The organism is Micromonospora mirobrigensis (assembly GCF_900091555.1).
Classification (GTDB): domain Bacteria; phylum Actinomycetota; class Actinomycetes; order Mycobacteriales; family Micromonosporaceae; genus Micromonospora; species Micromonospora mirobrigensis.
The window spans coordinates 1,278,550-1,293,921 of sequence record NZ_FMCX01000001.1 but is presented as its reverse complement, the minus strand read 5'-3'; the positions used below and the strand labels follow the sequence as shown (position 1 = coordinate 1,293,921).

General features: G+C 73.1%; 10 protein-coding genes. 6 read left to right on the top strand and 4 right to left on the bottom strand.

From position 1 onward, the window contains the following. Window positions 1-135 precede the first annotated feature (135 nt). Window positions 136-618 (top strand): hypothetical protein, encoded by a 483-nt coding sequence (locus GA0070564_RS06050; protein WP_091603614.1) that lies wholly within the window; start codon window positions 136-138, stop codon window positions 616-618. 2 nt (window positions 619-620) lie between these two features. Beyond that, window positions 621-2,726 (top strand): bifunctional polysaccharide deacetylase/glycosyltransferase family 2 protein, encoded by a 2,106-nt coding sequence (locus tag GA0070564_RS06045; protein ID WP_091603611.1) that lies wholly within the window; start codon window positions 621-623, stop codon window positions 2,724-2,726. Window positions 2,727-2,789: 63 nt separating this feature from the next. On the opposite strand, the gene GA0070564_RS06040 is transcribed toward GA0070564_RS06045, so the two are convergent. Beyond that, window positions 2,790-2,978 (bottom strand): hypothetical protein, encoded by a 189-nt coding sequence (locus GA0070564_RS06040; RefSeq protein WP_091603608.1) that lies wholly within the window; start codon window positions 2,976-2,978, stop codon window positions 2,790-2,792. A gap of 74 nt (window positions 2,979-3,052) precedes the next feature. Here GA0070564_RS06040 and GA0070564_RS06035 point away from each other — a divergent pair, with 74 nt between their 5' ends. After that, window positions 3,053-3,613, top strand: a complete 561-nt coding sequence (locus GA0070564_RS06035) for a GNAT family N-acetyltransferase (protein ID WP_091603605.1) — start codon at window positions 3,053-3,055, stop codon at window positions 3,611-3,613. 190 nt (window positions 3,614-3,803) lie between these two features. Here GA0070564_RS06035 and GA0070564_RS06030 read toward each other — a convergent pair whose 3' ends face one another. Then, entirely contained in the window at window positions 3,804-5,900 is a 2,097-nt protein-coding gene (locus tag GA0070564_RS06030; protein WP_091603603.1) for a S9 family peptidase, read from the bottom strand. A gap of 97 nt (window positions 5,901-5,997) precedes the next feature. Between GA0070564_RS06030 and GA0070564_RS06025 the strand changes: the two genes are divergently transcribed. Next, window positions 5,998-7,377, top strand: coding sequence for an FAD-binding oxidoreductase (locus GA0070564_RS06025; protein ID WP_091603600.1), 1,380 nt, complete (start codon window positions 5,998-6,000; stop codon window positions 7,375-7,377). 219 nt (window positions 7,378-7,596) lie between these two features. On the opposite strand, the gene GA0070564_RS06020 is transcribed toward GA0070564_RS06025, so the two are convergent. Both GA0070564_RS06020 and GA0070564_RS06015 read right to left on the bottom strand, forming a co-directional pair. After that, a complete protein-coding gene (locus tag GA0070564_RS06020) occupies window positions 7,597-8,028 on the bottom strand; it encodes a hypothetical protein (protein ID WP_091603597.1) in 432 nt (143 codons plus the stop codon). 47 nt (window positions 8,029-8,075) lie between these two features. Continuing rightward, window positions 8,076-10,139, bottom strand: coding sequence for a SpoIIE family protein phosphatase (locus tag GA0070564_RS06015; protein ID WP_091603595.1), 2,064 nt, complete (start codon window positions 10,137-10,139; stop codon window positions 8,076-8,078). A 206-nt stretch (window positions 10,140-10,345) separates the two neighbouring features. Between GA0070564_RS06015 and GA0070564_RS06010 the strand changes: the two genes are divergently transcribed. Together GA0070564_RS06010 and GA0070564_RS06005 are read left to right on the top strand one after the other, a co-directional pair. Continuing rightward, window positions 10,346-14,716, top strand: coding sequence for a hybrid sensor histidine kinase/response regulator (locus GA0070564_RS06010; RefSeq protein WP_091604638.1), 4,371 nt, complete (start codon window positions 10,346-10,348; stop codon window positions 14,714-14,716). Next, window positions 14,713-15,267 (top strand): response regulator, encoded by a 555-nt coding sequence (locus GA0070564_RS06005; protein ID WP_091603592.1) that lies wholly within the window; start codon window positions 14,713-14,715, stop codon window positions 15,265-15,267. The genes GA0070564_RS06010 and GA0070564_RS06005 overlap by 4 nt, the downstream gene beginning before the upstream one ends. Window positions 15,268-15,372 lie beyond the last annotated feature (105 nt).

Below are 15,372 nucleotides of genomic sequence, written 5' to 3'. Positions count from 1 at the left end.
GGGGTACGCGGATCGCCCGAAGCCGGACGTAACGCTGCGGTTCGCCGGGGCGCTGTTGCCTGCGGAAGGCCCGCCCACGGGCCCGCGTCCGGGGCGGAGCCCGCCCCGCCGAATGCGACAGCGGGAGTTCACCAGATGCAGAACCAGCCGGGCGGCCTGCCGCCGGTGTTCGTCGATCGGACCGGCCGGCGTCGCCGGCTCACCATGGTGGCCGGGACCGTCATGGGCCTCGGCCTGCTCGCCAGCGTCGGGCTGATCGCCGCCGGGCTCCTCTCCGACTCGTCCGTGTCGCTGCCGGGCTGGTCGGAGCAGGGCCGGCGGCCCGCGCCGATCGAGGCGGGCGTGCGCCAGGACATCGACGAGGCCGGGCAGCCGGCCAGCCGGCAGCGCCCGCGCCCGAGCGCGGCGACCAGCACCACCGCCCCGGTGCCGACCCGGACCGCGACCGCCGGGACCACGCCGGCCACCGCAAGGACCACGACGACCACCGCGGCCGACCCGACCGCCACCACGACGGCGGCACCCACCCCCCAGCCCACCCCGTCCACCAGCCCGCCCGGCCAGGGGTACGAGCGGCGGAGCACCGCCAAGCCGAGCAGGTCCCCGGGTAAGCCCTGACGATGGCCCTGCACGCAGCCCGTCGTGATCCCCGGGCGCACTGGCTCCTGCTCCTGCTGGGTCTGGCCGTCCTGCTGGCGGCGCTCAGCCTGCACGCCGTGGTGACCGGCATGGCCGGGGGTTCGGGCCCGTCCGCCGCGTACGCCTCACCCGCGCCGCCGGAGGCCACCGCCGGGGGCCCGGTCCTGCGGCTGGACCGGGCGAAGCCGGTCACCCGCCGGATGCCCACCCGGACGATAGCGCTGACCTTCGACGACGGGCCGGATCCGCGCTGGACGCCGCAGGTGCTCGACGTGCTGCGCCGGCACCACGCGCACGCCACCTTCTTCGTGGTCGGCGCCCGGGTCAACGCGCACCCGGAGCTGGTCCGGCGGATCCTCGCCGAGGGCCACGAGCTGGGCTCGCACTCCTTCACCCACACCGACCTGGGGGAGGCGCCGCCCTGGCGGGCCGAGTTGGAGCTGTCGCTGACCCGCAAGGCGATAGCGGCGGCCACCGGCCGGGAGGCCACCCTGCTCCGACCGCCGTTCTCCTCGACCGTGTCGGCGATGACCGACCTCCAGTACGACGCGCTGCGCGCCGCCGCGCGTACCGGTCACGTGGCGGTCCTCGCCGATCTGGACAGCAACGACTGGCGGCGGCCCGGCGCCCCGGCGATCGTCCGGGCGGCCACCCCGCAGGGCGGCCGGGGCGCGGTGGTGCTGATGCACGACGGCGGTGGGGACCGGAGCCAGACGGTGGCCGCGCTGGACCGGCTGCTGCCCCGGCTGACCGGGCAGGGCTACCGGTTCGCCACCGTGTCGCAGGGCATCGGCGCCCTCGACTCGACGGTCGAGGCGGGGCTCGCCACCCGGTTCAGCGGTACGGCGCTGCGCTGGGCGCAGAGCGGGGCGGCCGGGTTGGCGGCGGTGATGAACGGCCTGCTCGGGGTGGCCCTGGTGCTCGGCCTGGCCCGGCTGGCCGTGCAGGTGGTCTGCGCCCAGGTGCACGTGCGGCGGGTCCGCCGGCCGAAGCGCCACCGGCCGCCGGTGGACGCCCCGGTGTCGGTGATCGTGCCGGCGTACAACGAGGCCGCGAACATCGCCGCGACGGTGCGGTCGCTGGTGGCCAGCGCGTACCCGGCGCTGGAGGTGATCGTGGTGGACGACGGGTCCAGCGACGGCACCGCCGACATCGTGGAGCGGATGCGGCTGCGCGGGGTGCGGGTGATCCGGCAGGCCAACGCCGGCAAGCCGGCCGCCCTGAACACCGGCATCCGGGCCGCCCGCGCCGACCTGCTGGTGCTGGTGGACGGCGACACCGTCTTCCAGCCGGACACCGTCGGTCGGCTGGTGCAGGGCTTCGCCGACCCGACGGTGGGCGCGATCTCCGGCAACACCAAGGTGGCGAACCGGCGCCGGCTGCTCGGCCGCTGGCAGCACCTGGAGTACGTGATCGGCTTCAACCTGGACCGCCGGATGTACGACGTGCTCCGGTGCATGCCGACCATCCCCGGCGCGATCGGCGCGTTCCGCCGGCAGGTGCTGGTCGGCGTGGGCGGGGTCCCGTCGGACACCCTCGCCGAGGACACCGACCTGACCATGAAGGTGCTCCGGGCCGGCTGGCGGGTGACGTACGAGGAGTCGGCGATCGCCTGGACCGAGGCGCCGTCGTCGCTGCGGCAGCTCTGGCGGCAGCGGTACCGCTGGTGCTACGGCACCCTCCAGGCGATGTGGAAGCACCGCGGGTCGCTGCGGGAGCCGGGCACCGGTGGCCGGTTGGGCCGTCGCGGCCTGCCGTACCTGACGGTGTTCCAGGTCGTGTTGCCGCTGACCGCGCCGGCGGTGGACGTGTTCGCCCTCTACGGCCTGGTCTTCCTGCCCTGGACGAAGCTGGCGGTGGCCTGGCTGGGTCTGCTCCTGCTCCAGGGCTTCACCGCGGCGTACGCGCTGCGCCTGGACCGGGAGCGGTTCGGTCCGCTCTGGACGCTGCCGTTCCAGCAGCTGGTCTACCGGCAGGTGATGTACCTGGTGGTGGTGCAGTCGGTGGTGACCGCGGTGATCGGCAACCGGCTGCGGTGGCAGCGGATGGTCCGCACCGGCGAGGCCGCCGCCCTTGTCGAGGTGTAAGGAGGGGCCCCCTGTTAACGCCTGCGGTATAGGAAGGGGCCCCTGTTAACACCTGCGGGGCGGTCAGCCGCCGAAGAGGCCGGTCCGCCAGGAGACCGCCAGGCCGATCACCGCCGAGCAGCAGCAGACCAGCAGGGCGGCGGCGACCACCGCGAGGATCAGCCAGGTGGGCCCGCGCCGGGCCGCCCCCGGTTCCGCCCCGGCCGTGGGTACGTCCGTCCCGGCCCGTTCCTCGTCGTCGGCCTCGCTCACCCGCGCAGTCTAGGTGCCGGCCGTCGGCCGGTAATGGGGAGAGCCGCCGGCCGCGGCGTGCCTACCATCGCCTGATGTTCCGACCGGCGTACCCGATCCGCACCTCGCGGCTCACCCTGCGCCCGTTCACGCCGGACGACCTCGACGACGTGTACGCGTACCAGCGCCGGCCCGACGTCGTCCGCTGGATGCTCGGGGCCGAGCCGCGTAGCCGCGAGCAGTCGCGGGCGTCGGTGGCCGCCATGGCGGGCGAGGACGCGCTGCGCGCGGAGGGCGACTGCCTGACCCTGGCCGTGGCGACCGAGGGCAGGGTGATCGGGACCGTGGAGCTGGTCTGGCGCAGCGACCGCGACCGTACCGGGGAGATCGGGTACGTCTTCCACCCCGACCACGGCGGTCGTGGGCTGGCCACGGAAGCCGTCGCGGCGCTGATGGACTGGGGGTTCACCGAGTTCGGGCTGCACCGGATCTACGGCCGGTGTCACGGCCGGAACGACGCGTCGGCCCGCCTGATGACCCGTCTCGGCATGCGCCGGGAGGCGCACCACCTCCGCAGTTACCGGTTCCGGGGCGAGTGGGCCGACCAACTGGTCTTCGCCGTCCTGGCCGACGGGTGGCGGGCCGGGCCGCGGTGATGCGGTAGCCCGGCCGGGCGGGTGGGCGACCGTCGCGCCCCGACCTCGGGTACGTCCGCCCCGCCGGCCTCGTCCACCCGCGCGGTCTAGGCGCCGACGTGTGCCACGGACCGGGGTCGCGCGGCGACCGGGTGTTAAGAAGGGGCCCCTGCTATACCTCAGGCGTTAACAGGGGGCCCCTCCTTGCACCTCAGGCGCGGCCGAGGCGGTCCAGGATCCAGGCGTTGATGAACGCCTCCTCGCGCCAGGCGTCGTACCGGCCGCTCGGGCCGCCGTGCCCGGCGCCCATCTCGGTCTTGAGCAGGTAGTCGCCCCGCGGCGCCACCTCCCGCAGCCGGGCGATCCACTTGGCCGGCTCGTGGTAGAGCACCCGGGTGTCGTTGAGGCTGGTCACGGCCAGGATCGCCGGGTAGTCCACAGCCGACACGTTCTCGTACGGGGTGTAGCCCTTCATGTAGGCGTACACCTCCGGGTCGTCGAGCGGGTTGCCCCACTCCTCCCACTCGGTGACCGTCAACGGCAGCGACGGGTCGAGGATGGAGGTGAGCGCGTCCACGAAGGGCACCTGCGCGACGATGCCGGCGAAGGCGTCCGGGGCGAGGTTGGCCACCGCGCCCATCAGCAGCCCACCGGCCGAGGCGCCCCGGGCGACCAGCCGGTCGCTCGCCGTCCAGCCCGCCTTGACCAGGTGCCGGGCGCAGGCCACGAAGTCGGTGAAGGTGTTCTTCTTGGCCAGCAGCTTGCCCTCGTCGTACCAGCGCCGGCCCAGTTCGCCGCCGCCGCGGATGTGCGCGACGGCGAAGATGACGCCCCGGTCGAGCAGGGAGAGCCGGGCCACCGAGAACCACGGGTCCATGCTGGCCTCGTACGAGCCGTAGCCGTAGATGACGGCCGGGGCGGAACCGTCGCGCGGGGTGCCGGCGCGGCAGACCAGCGAGATCGGCACCCGGGTGCCGTCGTCGGCCAGCGCCCAGTCGCGGTGCTGCTCGTAGTCGGCCGGGTCGTACGCCCGCCCGTCCGGTCCGGGCCGGACCGGCTTGCGCCGGCGCAGCACCATCTCCCGGGTGACCAGGTCGTAGTCGTAGACCGAGTCGGGGGTGACCAGCGAGGTGTAGCGCATCCGCACGGTGGTGGTGCGGTACTCCGGGTTGGCGTCCAGGCCGACGCTGTAGATCGGCTCGGGGAAGTCGATGTCGTGCGGGTCGCCGCCGCCGACCGGGAGCACCCGCAGCCCGGTGAGGCCGCCGGTGCGCAGCGAGACGACGAGGTGGTTCTCGAAGGCGTCGACCGCCTCCAGCCGGGTGCCCGGCGAGTGGTCGATCAGCGGCACCCAGTCGCCGGGGGCGTCGGCCGAGGTCCAGGCCAGCGCGAAGTCCTCGGCGCCGTTGTTGTGCAGGATCAGGAAGCGGTGGCCGTGGTGTTCGACGGCGTACTCGACGCCCTGCCGGCGCGGGGCGACGATCGCCGGCTCGCCGGTGGGGTTGGCGGCCGGGACGACCCGGACCTCGCTGGTGACCTTGCTGTGGATGTCGATGACGACGAACCGCTCGGAGCGGGTCAGCTCGACACCGACCCAGAACCGCTCGTCGGCCTCGGCGTGGACCACCACGTCCTGGCCCGACGGGGTGCCGACGGTGTGCCGCCAGACCCGGTCGGGCCGCCAGGCCTCGTCGACGGTGACGTAGAAGAGCACGGTGGCGTCGGCGGACCAGGCCGTGCCGTAGAACGTGTCGGGCACCTCGTCGGCGAGCACCTCGCCGGTGCTCAGGTCCTTGATCCGCAGGGTGAACCGCTCGTCGCCGGCGAAGTCCGTCGAGTACGCCAGCCAGCGTCCGTCGGGGCTGACGTCGAACGCGCCGAGGGCGAAGAAGTCGTGCCCCTCGGCGAGCAGGTTGCCGTCGAGCAGCACCTCCTCGCCGTCGAGCGGGGCGCCGTCCGCGCTGACCGGCGGGACGGTCTCACCGTCGCGGACCGCGCGGCGGCAGTGCACGCCGTACTGCTGGCCCTCCACGGTGCGGGTGTAGTACCAGTGGCCGCCCTTGCGGGTGGGCACCGACAGGTCGGTCTCCTGGGTGCGCCGGCGGGTCTCCTCGAACAGCTCCTCGCGCAGCTTCTCCAGGTGCGCGGTCCGCGCCTCGGTGTACGCGTTCTCCGCCGTGAGGTGGGCGATCGTCTCCGGGTCGTCCTTGCCGGCGAGCCAGGCGTACTCGTCGACGAACGTGTCGCCGTGGTGGGTCCGCTCGGTGGGGACGCGCTTGGCGACGGGCGCTGTGGTCTTGGTGGTCACGCGGGTCAGGTTACCGGCCGGAGGGTCGCCGGCCGGGCCATCGGGCCGCGGGGCGAACGATCACCACGGGCTTTCGAACATGTGTACGATAGCCGGCATGGCGGCAGCGAGTTCGACCGGCGCGACGGAGATCACCCGCAGGCTGACCGGGATCTGTGGCCCGCCGTTCGCCCGGTTCGCCGGGGCCGCCGACGAGGTGGCCGGCCGCTCCGCCCGCTGGGTGGCGGTGCCGGGTGGGCCGGAGGCCGCGGCCGAGGTGCTGCGGCTGGCCGCCCGGCACGACCTGACCGTGGTGCCCCGCGGTGCGGGCACGAAGATCGACTGGGGTGCCGCACCGGCGCGGGTGGACATCCTGCTCGACACCGGCCGGCTCGCCGGGATCGGTCACCAGCCCACCGGATCGCCGGTGGCCGAGGTCGGCGCCGGTACGCCGTTGCGCGCCGTGCAGGCCACCCTGGAACGGACCGGCCGGCGGCTCCCGCTCGACCCGCCGTCCCCCGGGGCCACCCTCGGTGGCGTGCTCGCCGCGGACGAGGCCGGGCCGCTGCGGCTGCGGCACGGCACCGCCTGCGAGCAACTGGTCGGGTTGCGCTGGTTGCGGGCCGACGGCGAGCTGCTCAGCGCCGGGATCGGCGGGGTCGACCGGGTGACGACCACCCCGCCGGTCGGGCTCGATCTGGGCCGGCTGCTCTGCGGGTCGCAGGGTGGGTTGGGCGTGCTGGTCTCGGCCACGCTGCGCGCCCAGGCGCTGCCGGCCAGCCGGGTGTGGATCTCCCGTCCGGTGTGGACCCCGCTGGAGGTGCACGACCTGATCCGGGCCGTCCTCGCCGCCCGCCTCGACCCGGCCGCGATCGAGCTGGACCTGCCGGCGGCCGGCTCCCGGGCCCGGCGGCCGATCAGCGCGGCCCGGGCCGCGGCGCTCGCCAACCACCCCTCGATGACCGGCCGGCGGCTCGGTCCGACCCCCGCCCGGGACGGTGCCGGCACCCTCGCCGTGCTCCTGGAGGGCGGGCCGGCCGAGGTGACCGAGCGTGCCGACCGGCTGGTGGCCTTGGTGACCGGCGACGCCACCGTGGACCATTCCCCGCCGGAGTGGTGGCGGCGCTACCCGTTCGCCCCGGGTGACACCGCGCTGCGGGTGGAGGTGCCGATAAGTGACCTGCACGCCGCCGTGTACGCGCTCCGCGACGCCGCCGGCACCCCGGTCCCGGTCCGCGGCTCCGCCGGCCTGGGCGTGGTGCACGCCGCGTTGCCCGGCGCGCTGCCCGCCGAGCGGGTGGCCTCGATCCTGGCCGCCGTCCGGGGCGTGCTGCTGGCCCGGCGGGGCCGCTGCGTGGTGCTCTCCGCGCCGCCGGCGGTCCGGCAGGCCGTCGACATCTGGGGCGAGCCGGCGGTGATCCCCCGACTGCGCGCGGCCAAGGAGCACCTCGACCCGCACCGGCGACTGGCCCCGGGTCGCCTGCCTGGCGGCCTGTGACCAGCGCTGCCCCGGGCGCTCCTAGCGGCCGCGGCCCGGGGGCGGACTCCGGCCGTTTCCAGGGCCAGGTTGGCGCTTGCCGCGTGACCAGGGGAGAGGTTCGCCGGCCCCTGTCGACCTGATGACGTCACCGACTCAACCTGCCGGGCGGCGGCGTGAATCGTTCGCATCATCAGCTCGAAAGGCGCGGCACCGCAAGCGCCGGCGTCGCGGTGCCGCTCAGTCCGCCAGCCAGCGGTTCATCGGCTCCAGCAGCGGGCTGACCCGCAGCGCGGTGACCGTCACGGTCGCGAAGAGGGCGGCCAGCAGGAGGGTCCGTCGGCCGGCCGTCAGCCGCTCCCAGCGCCGGGCCAGCACGACGACCGTCCAGGTCGCGACCACCGGCCCGAGGAACGCGGCGAAGAGATAGACCAGCAGCACCACCAGATAGAGCCAGCCGATCGGGTTGGCCCAGGTGATACCGAACGGGACCACGTCCTTGGGGTCGTAGCCACCGGCGGCCAGTTCGCCCGGGCCGACCCCCTCGCCGGCCATCCGGGCGAGCCAGGTGGCGAGGATCAGCAGGAACGCGCCGACGAGCAGGAGGTTCGCGGCGGTGACGAGGCGGAGCCGGGGTGCGGCCGGCGTCCCGGCGGCGGTGTCGCTCGACATACCGGCACGCTAGCGAGTCGAGGGGGCCCCGCGCTGCCCCGCGCGGCTCAGAGGGCGTCGTTGCGGAGCACCAGCACGGCGATGTCGTCCCGGGGCGCCTCCACCGAGAAGTTGATCGCGGTGGCCCGGAGTCGGGCGGCGACCACGTCGGCCGAGTACCCGGCCAGCGGGGCGGCGGCATCACGCAGCCGTTCGGTGCCGAAGAGCTCCCGGCCGCGCCGCCGCTCGGTGACCCCGTCGGTGTAGAAGATCAGCGAGTCGCCCGGGTCGAGCGGGATCTCGGCGGTCGGCGTGGTGATCGAGTCGAGCAGGCCGAGGGCGGTGCCACCGGTGCCGGTGAACGCCGCTCCGCCCCCGCCGCGCAGCAGCACCGGCCGGTCGTGGCCGGCCAGGTGCAGGGAGACGTCGAGCTGGTTGCCGTCACCGGGGCCGACGGCCGCCAGGGCGAGCGTGCAGTAGCGGCCACCGCCCCGCTCGACCAGCGTCTCGTTGAGCCGGTTGAGCACCTCCGGCAGCGGCTTGCCGTCCCCGGCGAGCACCCGGATGACGTCGCGGACCAGCCCGGTCACCGCCGCGGCCTGCACCCCCTTGCCGGAGACGTCGCCGATCACCATCAGCCAGCGCCCGTCCGGCAGCGGCACCACGTCGTAGAAGTCGCCGCCCACCTCGGCATCGTCGCCGGTCGGCACGTACTCGGCGGCGAAGCCGATGCCCTCGATCACCGGCAGCACCGGGGGAAGCAGGGACTGCTGGAGGGTCTGCGCGACCCGCCGCCGCTCGGCGTGGATCCGGGCGTTCTCGATGGCCAGGGCAGCTCGGCGGGCGACGTCCTCCAGCACGGAGATTTCGTCCGGGTCGTGCCGGTGCCGCGGATGCCGACCCACCGCCAGGGTGCCGAGCCGCTGGCCACGGGCGATCAGCGGCACCGCGAAACCCTCCATGGGGGCGCCCAGCGGCACCTGGGCGGCGCTGCGCGACGCCTCCCGGAGGCGGGCGTGCACCGAGTCCGGGCCGGTGGCCTGGAGCGCCTTGTGCAGTTGGGGCAGCACCGACTCGTCGGCGTGGGTGGCGGCGGCGAGCTTGAGCCGCCCCCACTCGTCGGTGGTGTGCACCGCGCACCACTGACCGAGCCGGGGCACCACCAGCTGGGGGATCAACGCCATGGTCAGCTCGACGTCCAGCGACTGGGCGAGCAGCTCACTCGCCTCGGCCAGGAAGGTCAGCCACGCCTGCCGCCGGGTGTCCGCCCGGCGCAGCCGGTCGTTCTCCAGGTGCAGGGAGAGCCGTTCGGCGGCCAGCACGGCCAGCGGCCGGGCATACGCGCTGGGCGCCGCGTCCAGCTCCAGCTCCCCGGCGTACGGGCGGTGCACGGCGAGCGGCACCCGGAGCAGCTCGTTGTCGGGGCGGGGCTGCCGGCCGTACCGGGCGAGCACCTGGGGACTCGGCCCGTCGCCCCGGTCCAGCCGGACCACCCCGCCGGCCGCGCCCACCATCTCGGCGACCCGGGTGAGCAGGTCGGTGGCGAACTCGGGCAGCGGGTCGTCGGCGTACGGGTCGGGGGTGGTCTGCATCAGCTCGCTCATCGCGGCGGCGCTGGGCGTCGAGCTCTCCACGTGCCCGCCGTTCCCGCCTGCGGCCGGGAGATGCCCGCCCGGCCCGCCCAGGTCGGTGCCGTGTCGGTCGAGCCGGAACCACACCCCCTTGCCGCTGGGCTGGTAGGTGGTGCCCCAGCGGCTGGCGAAGTGGTCGACCAGGAGCAGTCCCCGTCCCCGCTCGGCCACCTCGCCGATCTCGGACGAGTCGTTGCGTACGCCGACGACCAGTTCGTCCGCGGGCCCCCCGGCGAAGTCGGTGACGGTGACGGTCAACCCGATCGTGTCCGCGACGACCTCGATGTCCAGTTCCGTCCGGGCGTGCTCGACGGCGTTGGTGGAGAGTTCGGTGGTGAGCAGCAGCGCCTCGTTGAGCAGCTCCTCCAGCTCGGCCTCGGCGAGCACGGAGCGGACCAGGGCGCGCGCCGCCGCGGGCGTACGCCGGTCGGCGGGGAGGCGGACGCGCCGCACGTGCTCCTGCGGGCCGTCGCTCGTCGCGGGCCCCGTCTCCGCTGACACCCCGACATCCTCCACCGTCCGGCCCCGGGTGCCAACCCGGGCGGGGCGTCGCCCGGTGTCGGAGTGTGCCGCCGAGCTGGGCGGACGGCGACGCGCCGGGGCGGCGGCGGGCCGGGCGGCGCGGCCTCGACGGGGGCGCGGGCACAATGATGGGATGGCCGGCAGGTCGCCACGAGCCGGAGGCCCCCGAGCTGAGTGAGGGAATGATGACGACGGCGAGAAACCCGGTTGCCGCGGATTCGTCCGCTCCCGACCACGAGGCGATGCTCGCGGAGTTGGCGCAGGCCCTGCGCCGGGTGCGTGGGGGTGACCTGAAGGTCCGGTTGCCGCGGCGGGCGGGTGCGGCCGGCGAGGTCGCCGACGCCTTCAACGACGTGGTGGCGCTCCAGGAGCGGCAGCACCTGGACCTGCGCCGGATCAGCCGGATCGTCGGCCGGGACGGCCGGCTCACCGAGCGCCTCGACGAGGAGGGCCTGGAGGGCTCGTGGGCGGAGGGGCAGCGGGCGATCAACTCGCTGATCGACGACCTGGGCCGCCCGACCACGGAGATCGCCCGGGTGATCGTGGCGGTGGCCGACGGCGACCTGTCGCAGCACATGGCGCTGGAGATCGACGGTCGCCCGCTGCGCGGCGAGTACCTGCGCATCGGCCGCACGGTGAACACGATGGTCGACCAGCTCTCATCCTTCTCCAACGAGGTGACCCGGGTGGCCCGCGAGGTGGGCACCGAGGGCAAGCTGGGCGGCCAGGCCGACGTCCGGGGCGTCGCCGGCACCTGGAAGGACCTCACCGACTCGGTGAACACCATGGCCTCGAACCTGACCGGCCAGGTGCGCTCGATCTCCCAGGTGGCGACGGCGGTGGCCCGCGGCGACCTGTCGCAGAAGATCACCGTCGGGGCCCGGGGTGAGGTCGCCGAGCTGGCCGACACGATGAACTCGCTCACCGACACGCTGCGGCTCTTCGCCGAGCAGGTGACCCGGGTGGCCCGCGAGGTGGGTACCGAGGGCAAGCTCGGCGGTCAGGCGGAGGTGCCCAACGTCGCCGGCACCTGGAAGGACCTGACCGACAGCGTCAACTCGATGGCGTCGAACCTGACCGCCCAGGTGCGCAACATCGCGCAGGTCTCCACGGCGGTCGCCCGGGGTGACCTGTCGCAGAAGATCACCGTGGCGGCGCAGGGCGAGATCCTGGAGCTCAAGGACACCGTCAACACGATGGTGGACCAGCTCAGCTCGTTCGCCGACGAGGTGACCCGGGTGGCCCGTGAGGTGGGCATTGAGGGCAAGCTGGGTGGTCAGGCCCAGGTGCGTGGGGTCTCCGGCACCTGGCGGGACCTGACGGAGAACGTCAACCAGCTCGCCGGCAACCTGACCAGCCAGGTCCGCAACATCTCCCAGGTCTCCACGGCGGTGGCGAAGGGCGACCTGTCGCAGAAGATCACCGTCGACGCGCAGGGTGAGATCCTGGAGCTGAAGAACACCGTCAACACGATGGTGGACCAGCTCAGCTCGTTCGCCGACGAGGTGACCCGGGTGGCCCGCGAGGTCGGCACCGAGGGCAAGCTGGGCGGTCAGGCCCAGGTCAAGGGCGTTTCGGGGACCTGGCGGGACCTGACCGACAACGTGAACTCGATGGCGTCGAACCTGACCAGCCAGGTGCGGAACATCGCCTCGGTCACCACGGCGGTGGCGAAGGGTGACCTGTCGCAGAAGATCACCGTCGACGCCCGGGGTGAGATCCTGGAGCTGAAGTCCACCGTCAACACGATGGTGGACCAGCTCAGCTCGTTCGCCGACGAGGTGACCCGGGTGGCCCGCGAGGTGGGTACCGAGGGCAAGCTCGGTGGTCAGGCCCAGGTGCGCGGCGTCGCCGGCACCTGGCGGGACCTGACCGACAACGTGAACTCGATGGCGTCGAACCTGACCGCCCAGGTGCGCAACATCGCGCAGGTCTCGACGGCCGTCGCGAAGGGTGACCTGTCGCAGAAGATCACCGTGGACGCGCAGGGCGAGATCCTGGAGCTGAAGTCCACGGTCAACACGATGGTGGATCAGCTGTCGTCGTTCGCCGACGAGGTGACCCGGGTGGCCCGCGAGGTGGGCACCGAGGGCAAGCTCGGTGGTCAGGCCCAGGTCAAGGGGGTCTCGGGGACCTGGCGGGACCTGACCGACAACGTGAACTCGATGGCGTCGAACCTGACCAGCCAGGTGCGGAACATCGCCTCGGTCACCACGGCGGTCGCCAAGGGTGACCTCGGCCAGAAGATCACGGTCGACGCGCAGGGCGAGATCCTGGAGCTGAAGAACACCGTCAACACGATGGTCGACCAGCTCAGCTCGTTCGCCGACGAGGTGACCCGGGTGGCCCGCGAGGTCGGCATCGAGGGCAAGCTCGGTGGTCAGGCCCAGGTCAAGGGGGTCTCGGGGACCTGGCGGGACCTGACCGAGAACGTCAACCAGCTCGCCTCGACGCTCACCACCCAGCTGCGGGCGATCGCGCAGGTCTCCACCTCGGTGACCCGCGGTGACCTGACCCAGCGGATCGCCGTCAAGGCGCAGGGTGAGGTCGCCGAGCTGAAGGACAACATCAACCAGATGATCGTCACCCTCCGGGAGACCACGAAGAAGAACGCCGAGCAGGGCTGGTTGGACTCCAACCTGGCCCGGATCGGCGGTCTGCTCCAGGGCCAGCGGGACCTGGGCGAGGTCTGCCGCATGATCATGATGGAGGTGACCCCGCTGGTGGACGCGCAGCTCGGCGCGTTCTTCCTGGCGGACAGCTCCGACGGGGGTGTGCGGCTGCGACTGACCGCCTCCTACGGGTACGTCGCCCGCGGTCACGACGTCACGTTCGGCCCCGGTGAGGGGCTGGTCGGGCAGGCGGCGCTGTCCCGCCGGACGATCCGGGTCAACGCGCAGCCCGACGGGCGGCTGGTGCTCCGCTCCGGGCTGGCCGAGACCCCGCCGGCGGACCTGGTGGTGCTGCCGGTGCTCTTCGAGGGCGAACTGCTCGGGGTGATCGAGTTCGCCGGGGTCTCCACCTTCTCCGACCTGCACCTGTCGTTCCTGGAGCGGCTGGTGCTCACCATCGGCCTGGCGGTCAACACCATTCAGGCCAACCGGCGTACGGAGGAGCTGCTGGCGCAGTCGCAGCGGCTCGCCCACGAGCTCCAGGAGCAGTCGGCCGAGTTGCAGCGCACCAACGCCGAACTGGAGGACAAGGCGCAGCTGCTCTCCGAGCAGAAGGCCAACATCGAGACCCAGAACCGGGAGATCGAGCTGGCCCGGCTCGGGCTGGAGGACAAGGCGCAGCAGCTCACCCGGGCGTCGGCGTACAAGTCGGAGTTCCTGGCCAACATGAGCCACGAGCTGCGTACGCCGCTGAACTCGCTGCTGCTGCTGGCCCGGCTGCTGGCCGAGAACTCGGAGCAGAACCTCAGCCGCAAGCAGATCGAGTTCGCCCGGACCATCCACAGCGCCGGCTCGGACCTGCTCTCGCTGATCGACGACATCCTCGACCTGTCCAAGATCGAGGCTGGCCGGATGGACGTCGAGCCGACCGAGGTGCGGTTCGACGAGATTCGCAGCTACGTCGAGCAGGCGTTCGCCCCGCAGGCCGAGGAGAAGGGCCTGGACTTCCAGGTACGGGTGGCCAGCACGCTGCCGCCCGCGCTGGTCACCGACGCCCAGCGGTTGCAGCAGATCCTGCGCAACCTGCTCTCCAACGCGGTGAAGTTCACCGACAACGGGGCGGTCACCCTGCGGATCGGGCCGGCGCCCGAGCACGCGGTCTTCGACGTGCCGGCGCTGACCAACGCGCAGCAGGTGATCGCGTTCACCGTCATCGACACCGGCATCGGCGTGTCGGACGACAAGCTGTCGCTGATCTTCGAGGCGTTCCAGCAGGCCGACGGCACCACCAGCCGCCGGTACGGCGGGACGGGGCTGGGGTTGTCGATCAGCCGGGACCTGGCCCGACTGCTCGGCGGTTCGATCACGGTCAGCTCGGCGCCCGGCCAGGGCTCGACGTTCACTCTCTTCGTACCCGATGTGCTGGCGCCGGACGCGGTGGTGGCGCCGGCGCCGCCGTCCCCGCAGCGGGCCGGCCTGCCCTCGTCGTTGCTGATGCCGCCGATGGAGCTGCTGCCCCAGCCGGCGACGGCGCCGGCCACCCGGCAGCTCGACGGCGCGACCGTGTTGATCGTGGACGACGACGTGCGGAACGTGTTCGCGCTGACCTCCGCGTTGGAACTGCACGGCATGACCGTGTTGTACTCGGACAACGGGGCGGACGGGGTTCGCCTGCTGGCCGAGCATCCGGAGGTGGACATCGTGCTGATGGACGCGATGATGCCCGACCAGGACGGCTACGAGACCACCCGGCAGATTCGGCGCAACCACCGCTTCGCCGACCTGCCGATCGTCTTCCTCACCGCGAAGGCGATGCCGGGTGACCGGGAATCCGCGCTGGCGGCCGGTGGCAGCGACTACATCACCAAGCCGGTGGACCTGGACGAGCTGATCGAGCTGATGGCGTCCTGGATCAACGGCAGCCGAGGCGAGGAGCATTCGTGACGCAGACGGCGAAGGCGCTGCTGGTGGACGACCGCCGGGAGAACCTGATGGCGCTGGAGGCGATCCTCCAGGGGCTCCCGGTGCAGTCCGTGGCCGTGGAGAGCGGCGAGGCGGCGCTGAAGCAGCTGCTGGTCGACGACTTCGCGGTGATCCTGCTGGACGCGCAGATGCCCGACATGGACGGCTTCGAGACCGCCAGCCACATCAAGCGGCGGGAACGGACCCGGCACGTCCCGATCATCTTCCTCACCGCGGCCGACAAGGACGCCCAGCTCGCCCTGCGCGGGTACGCGGTCGGCGCCGTCGACTACCTCACCAAGCCCTTCGACCCGTGGGTGCTGCGGGCCAAGGTCTCCGTCTTCGTGGAGCTGTGGGTGAAGACCCGGCAGCTGGCCATGCAGTCCGACGTGGTGCGCGAGCGGGAGACCCAGTGGCGCAACCTCAGCGACGCGGTGGACGAGGCTACGACGCTGCTGCGGTCCGGTCAGTCGGACGAGGTCGAGCGGGCTGTCGAGCTGTTGGAGCAGGCTCGCTGGGGTTCTTCCGCTTAGGTCGTGGGTGGGTGGGTGGGGCCGACCGTGCCCGGCTCCGGGCGGTCAGGCTTGATCCCTGCGCCGGGCACGGTCGGCCCCACCTCGTCGTGGTCCTGGTGATCC

Bases quoted from the DNA above. Each gene is read 5' to 3' on its own strand.
- GA0070564_RS06035 (WP_091603605.1), top strand. From the start codon at position 3,053: ATGTTCCGACCGGCGTACCCGATCCGCACCTCGCGGCTCACCCTGCGC.
- GA0070564_RS06025 (WP_091603600.1), top strand. From the start codon at position 5,998: ATGGCGGCAGCGAGTTCGACCGGCGCGACGGAGATCACCCGCAGGCTG.
- GA0070564_RS06045 (WP_091603611.1), top strand. From the start codon at position 621: ATGGCCCTGCACGCAGCCCGTCGTGATCCCCGGGCGCACTGGCTCCTG.
- GA0070564_RS06050 (WP_091603614.1), top strand. From the start codon at position 136: ATGCAGAACCAGCCGGGCGGCCTGCCGCCGGTGTTCGTCGATCGGACC.
- GA0070564_RS06020 (WP_091603597.1), bottom strand. From the start codon at position 8,028: ATGTCGAGCGACACCGCCGCCGGGACGCCGGCCGCACCCCGGCTCCGC.
- GA0070564_RS06010 (WP_091604638.1), top strand. From the start codon at position 10,346: ATGACGACGGCGAGAAACCCGGTTGCCGCGGATTCGTCCGCTCCCGAC.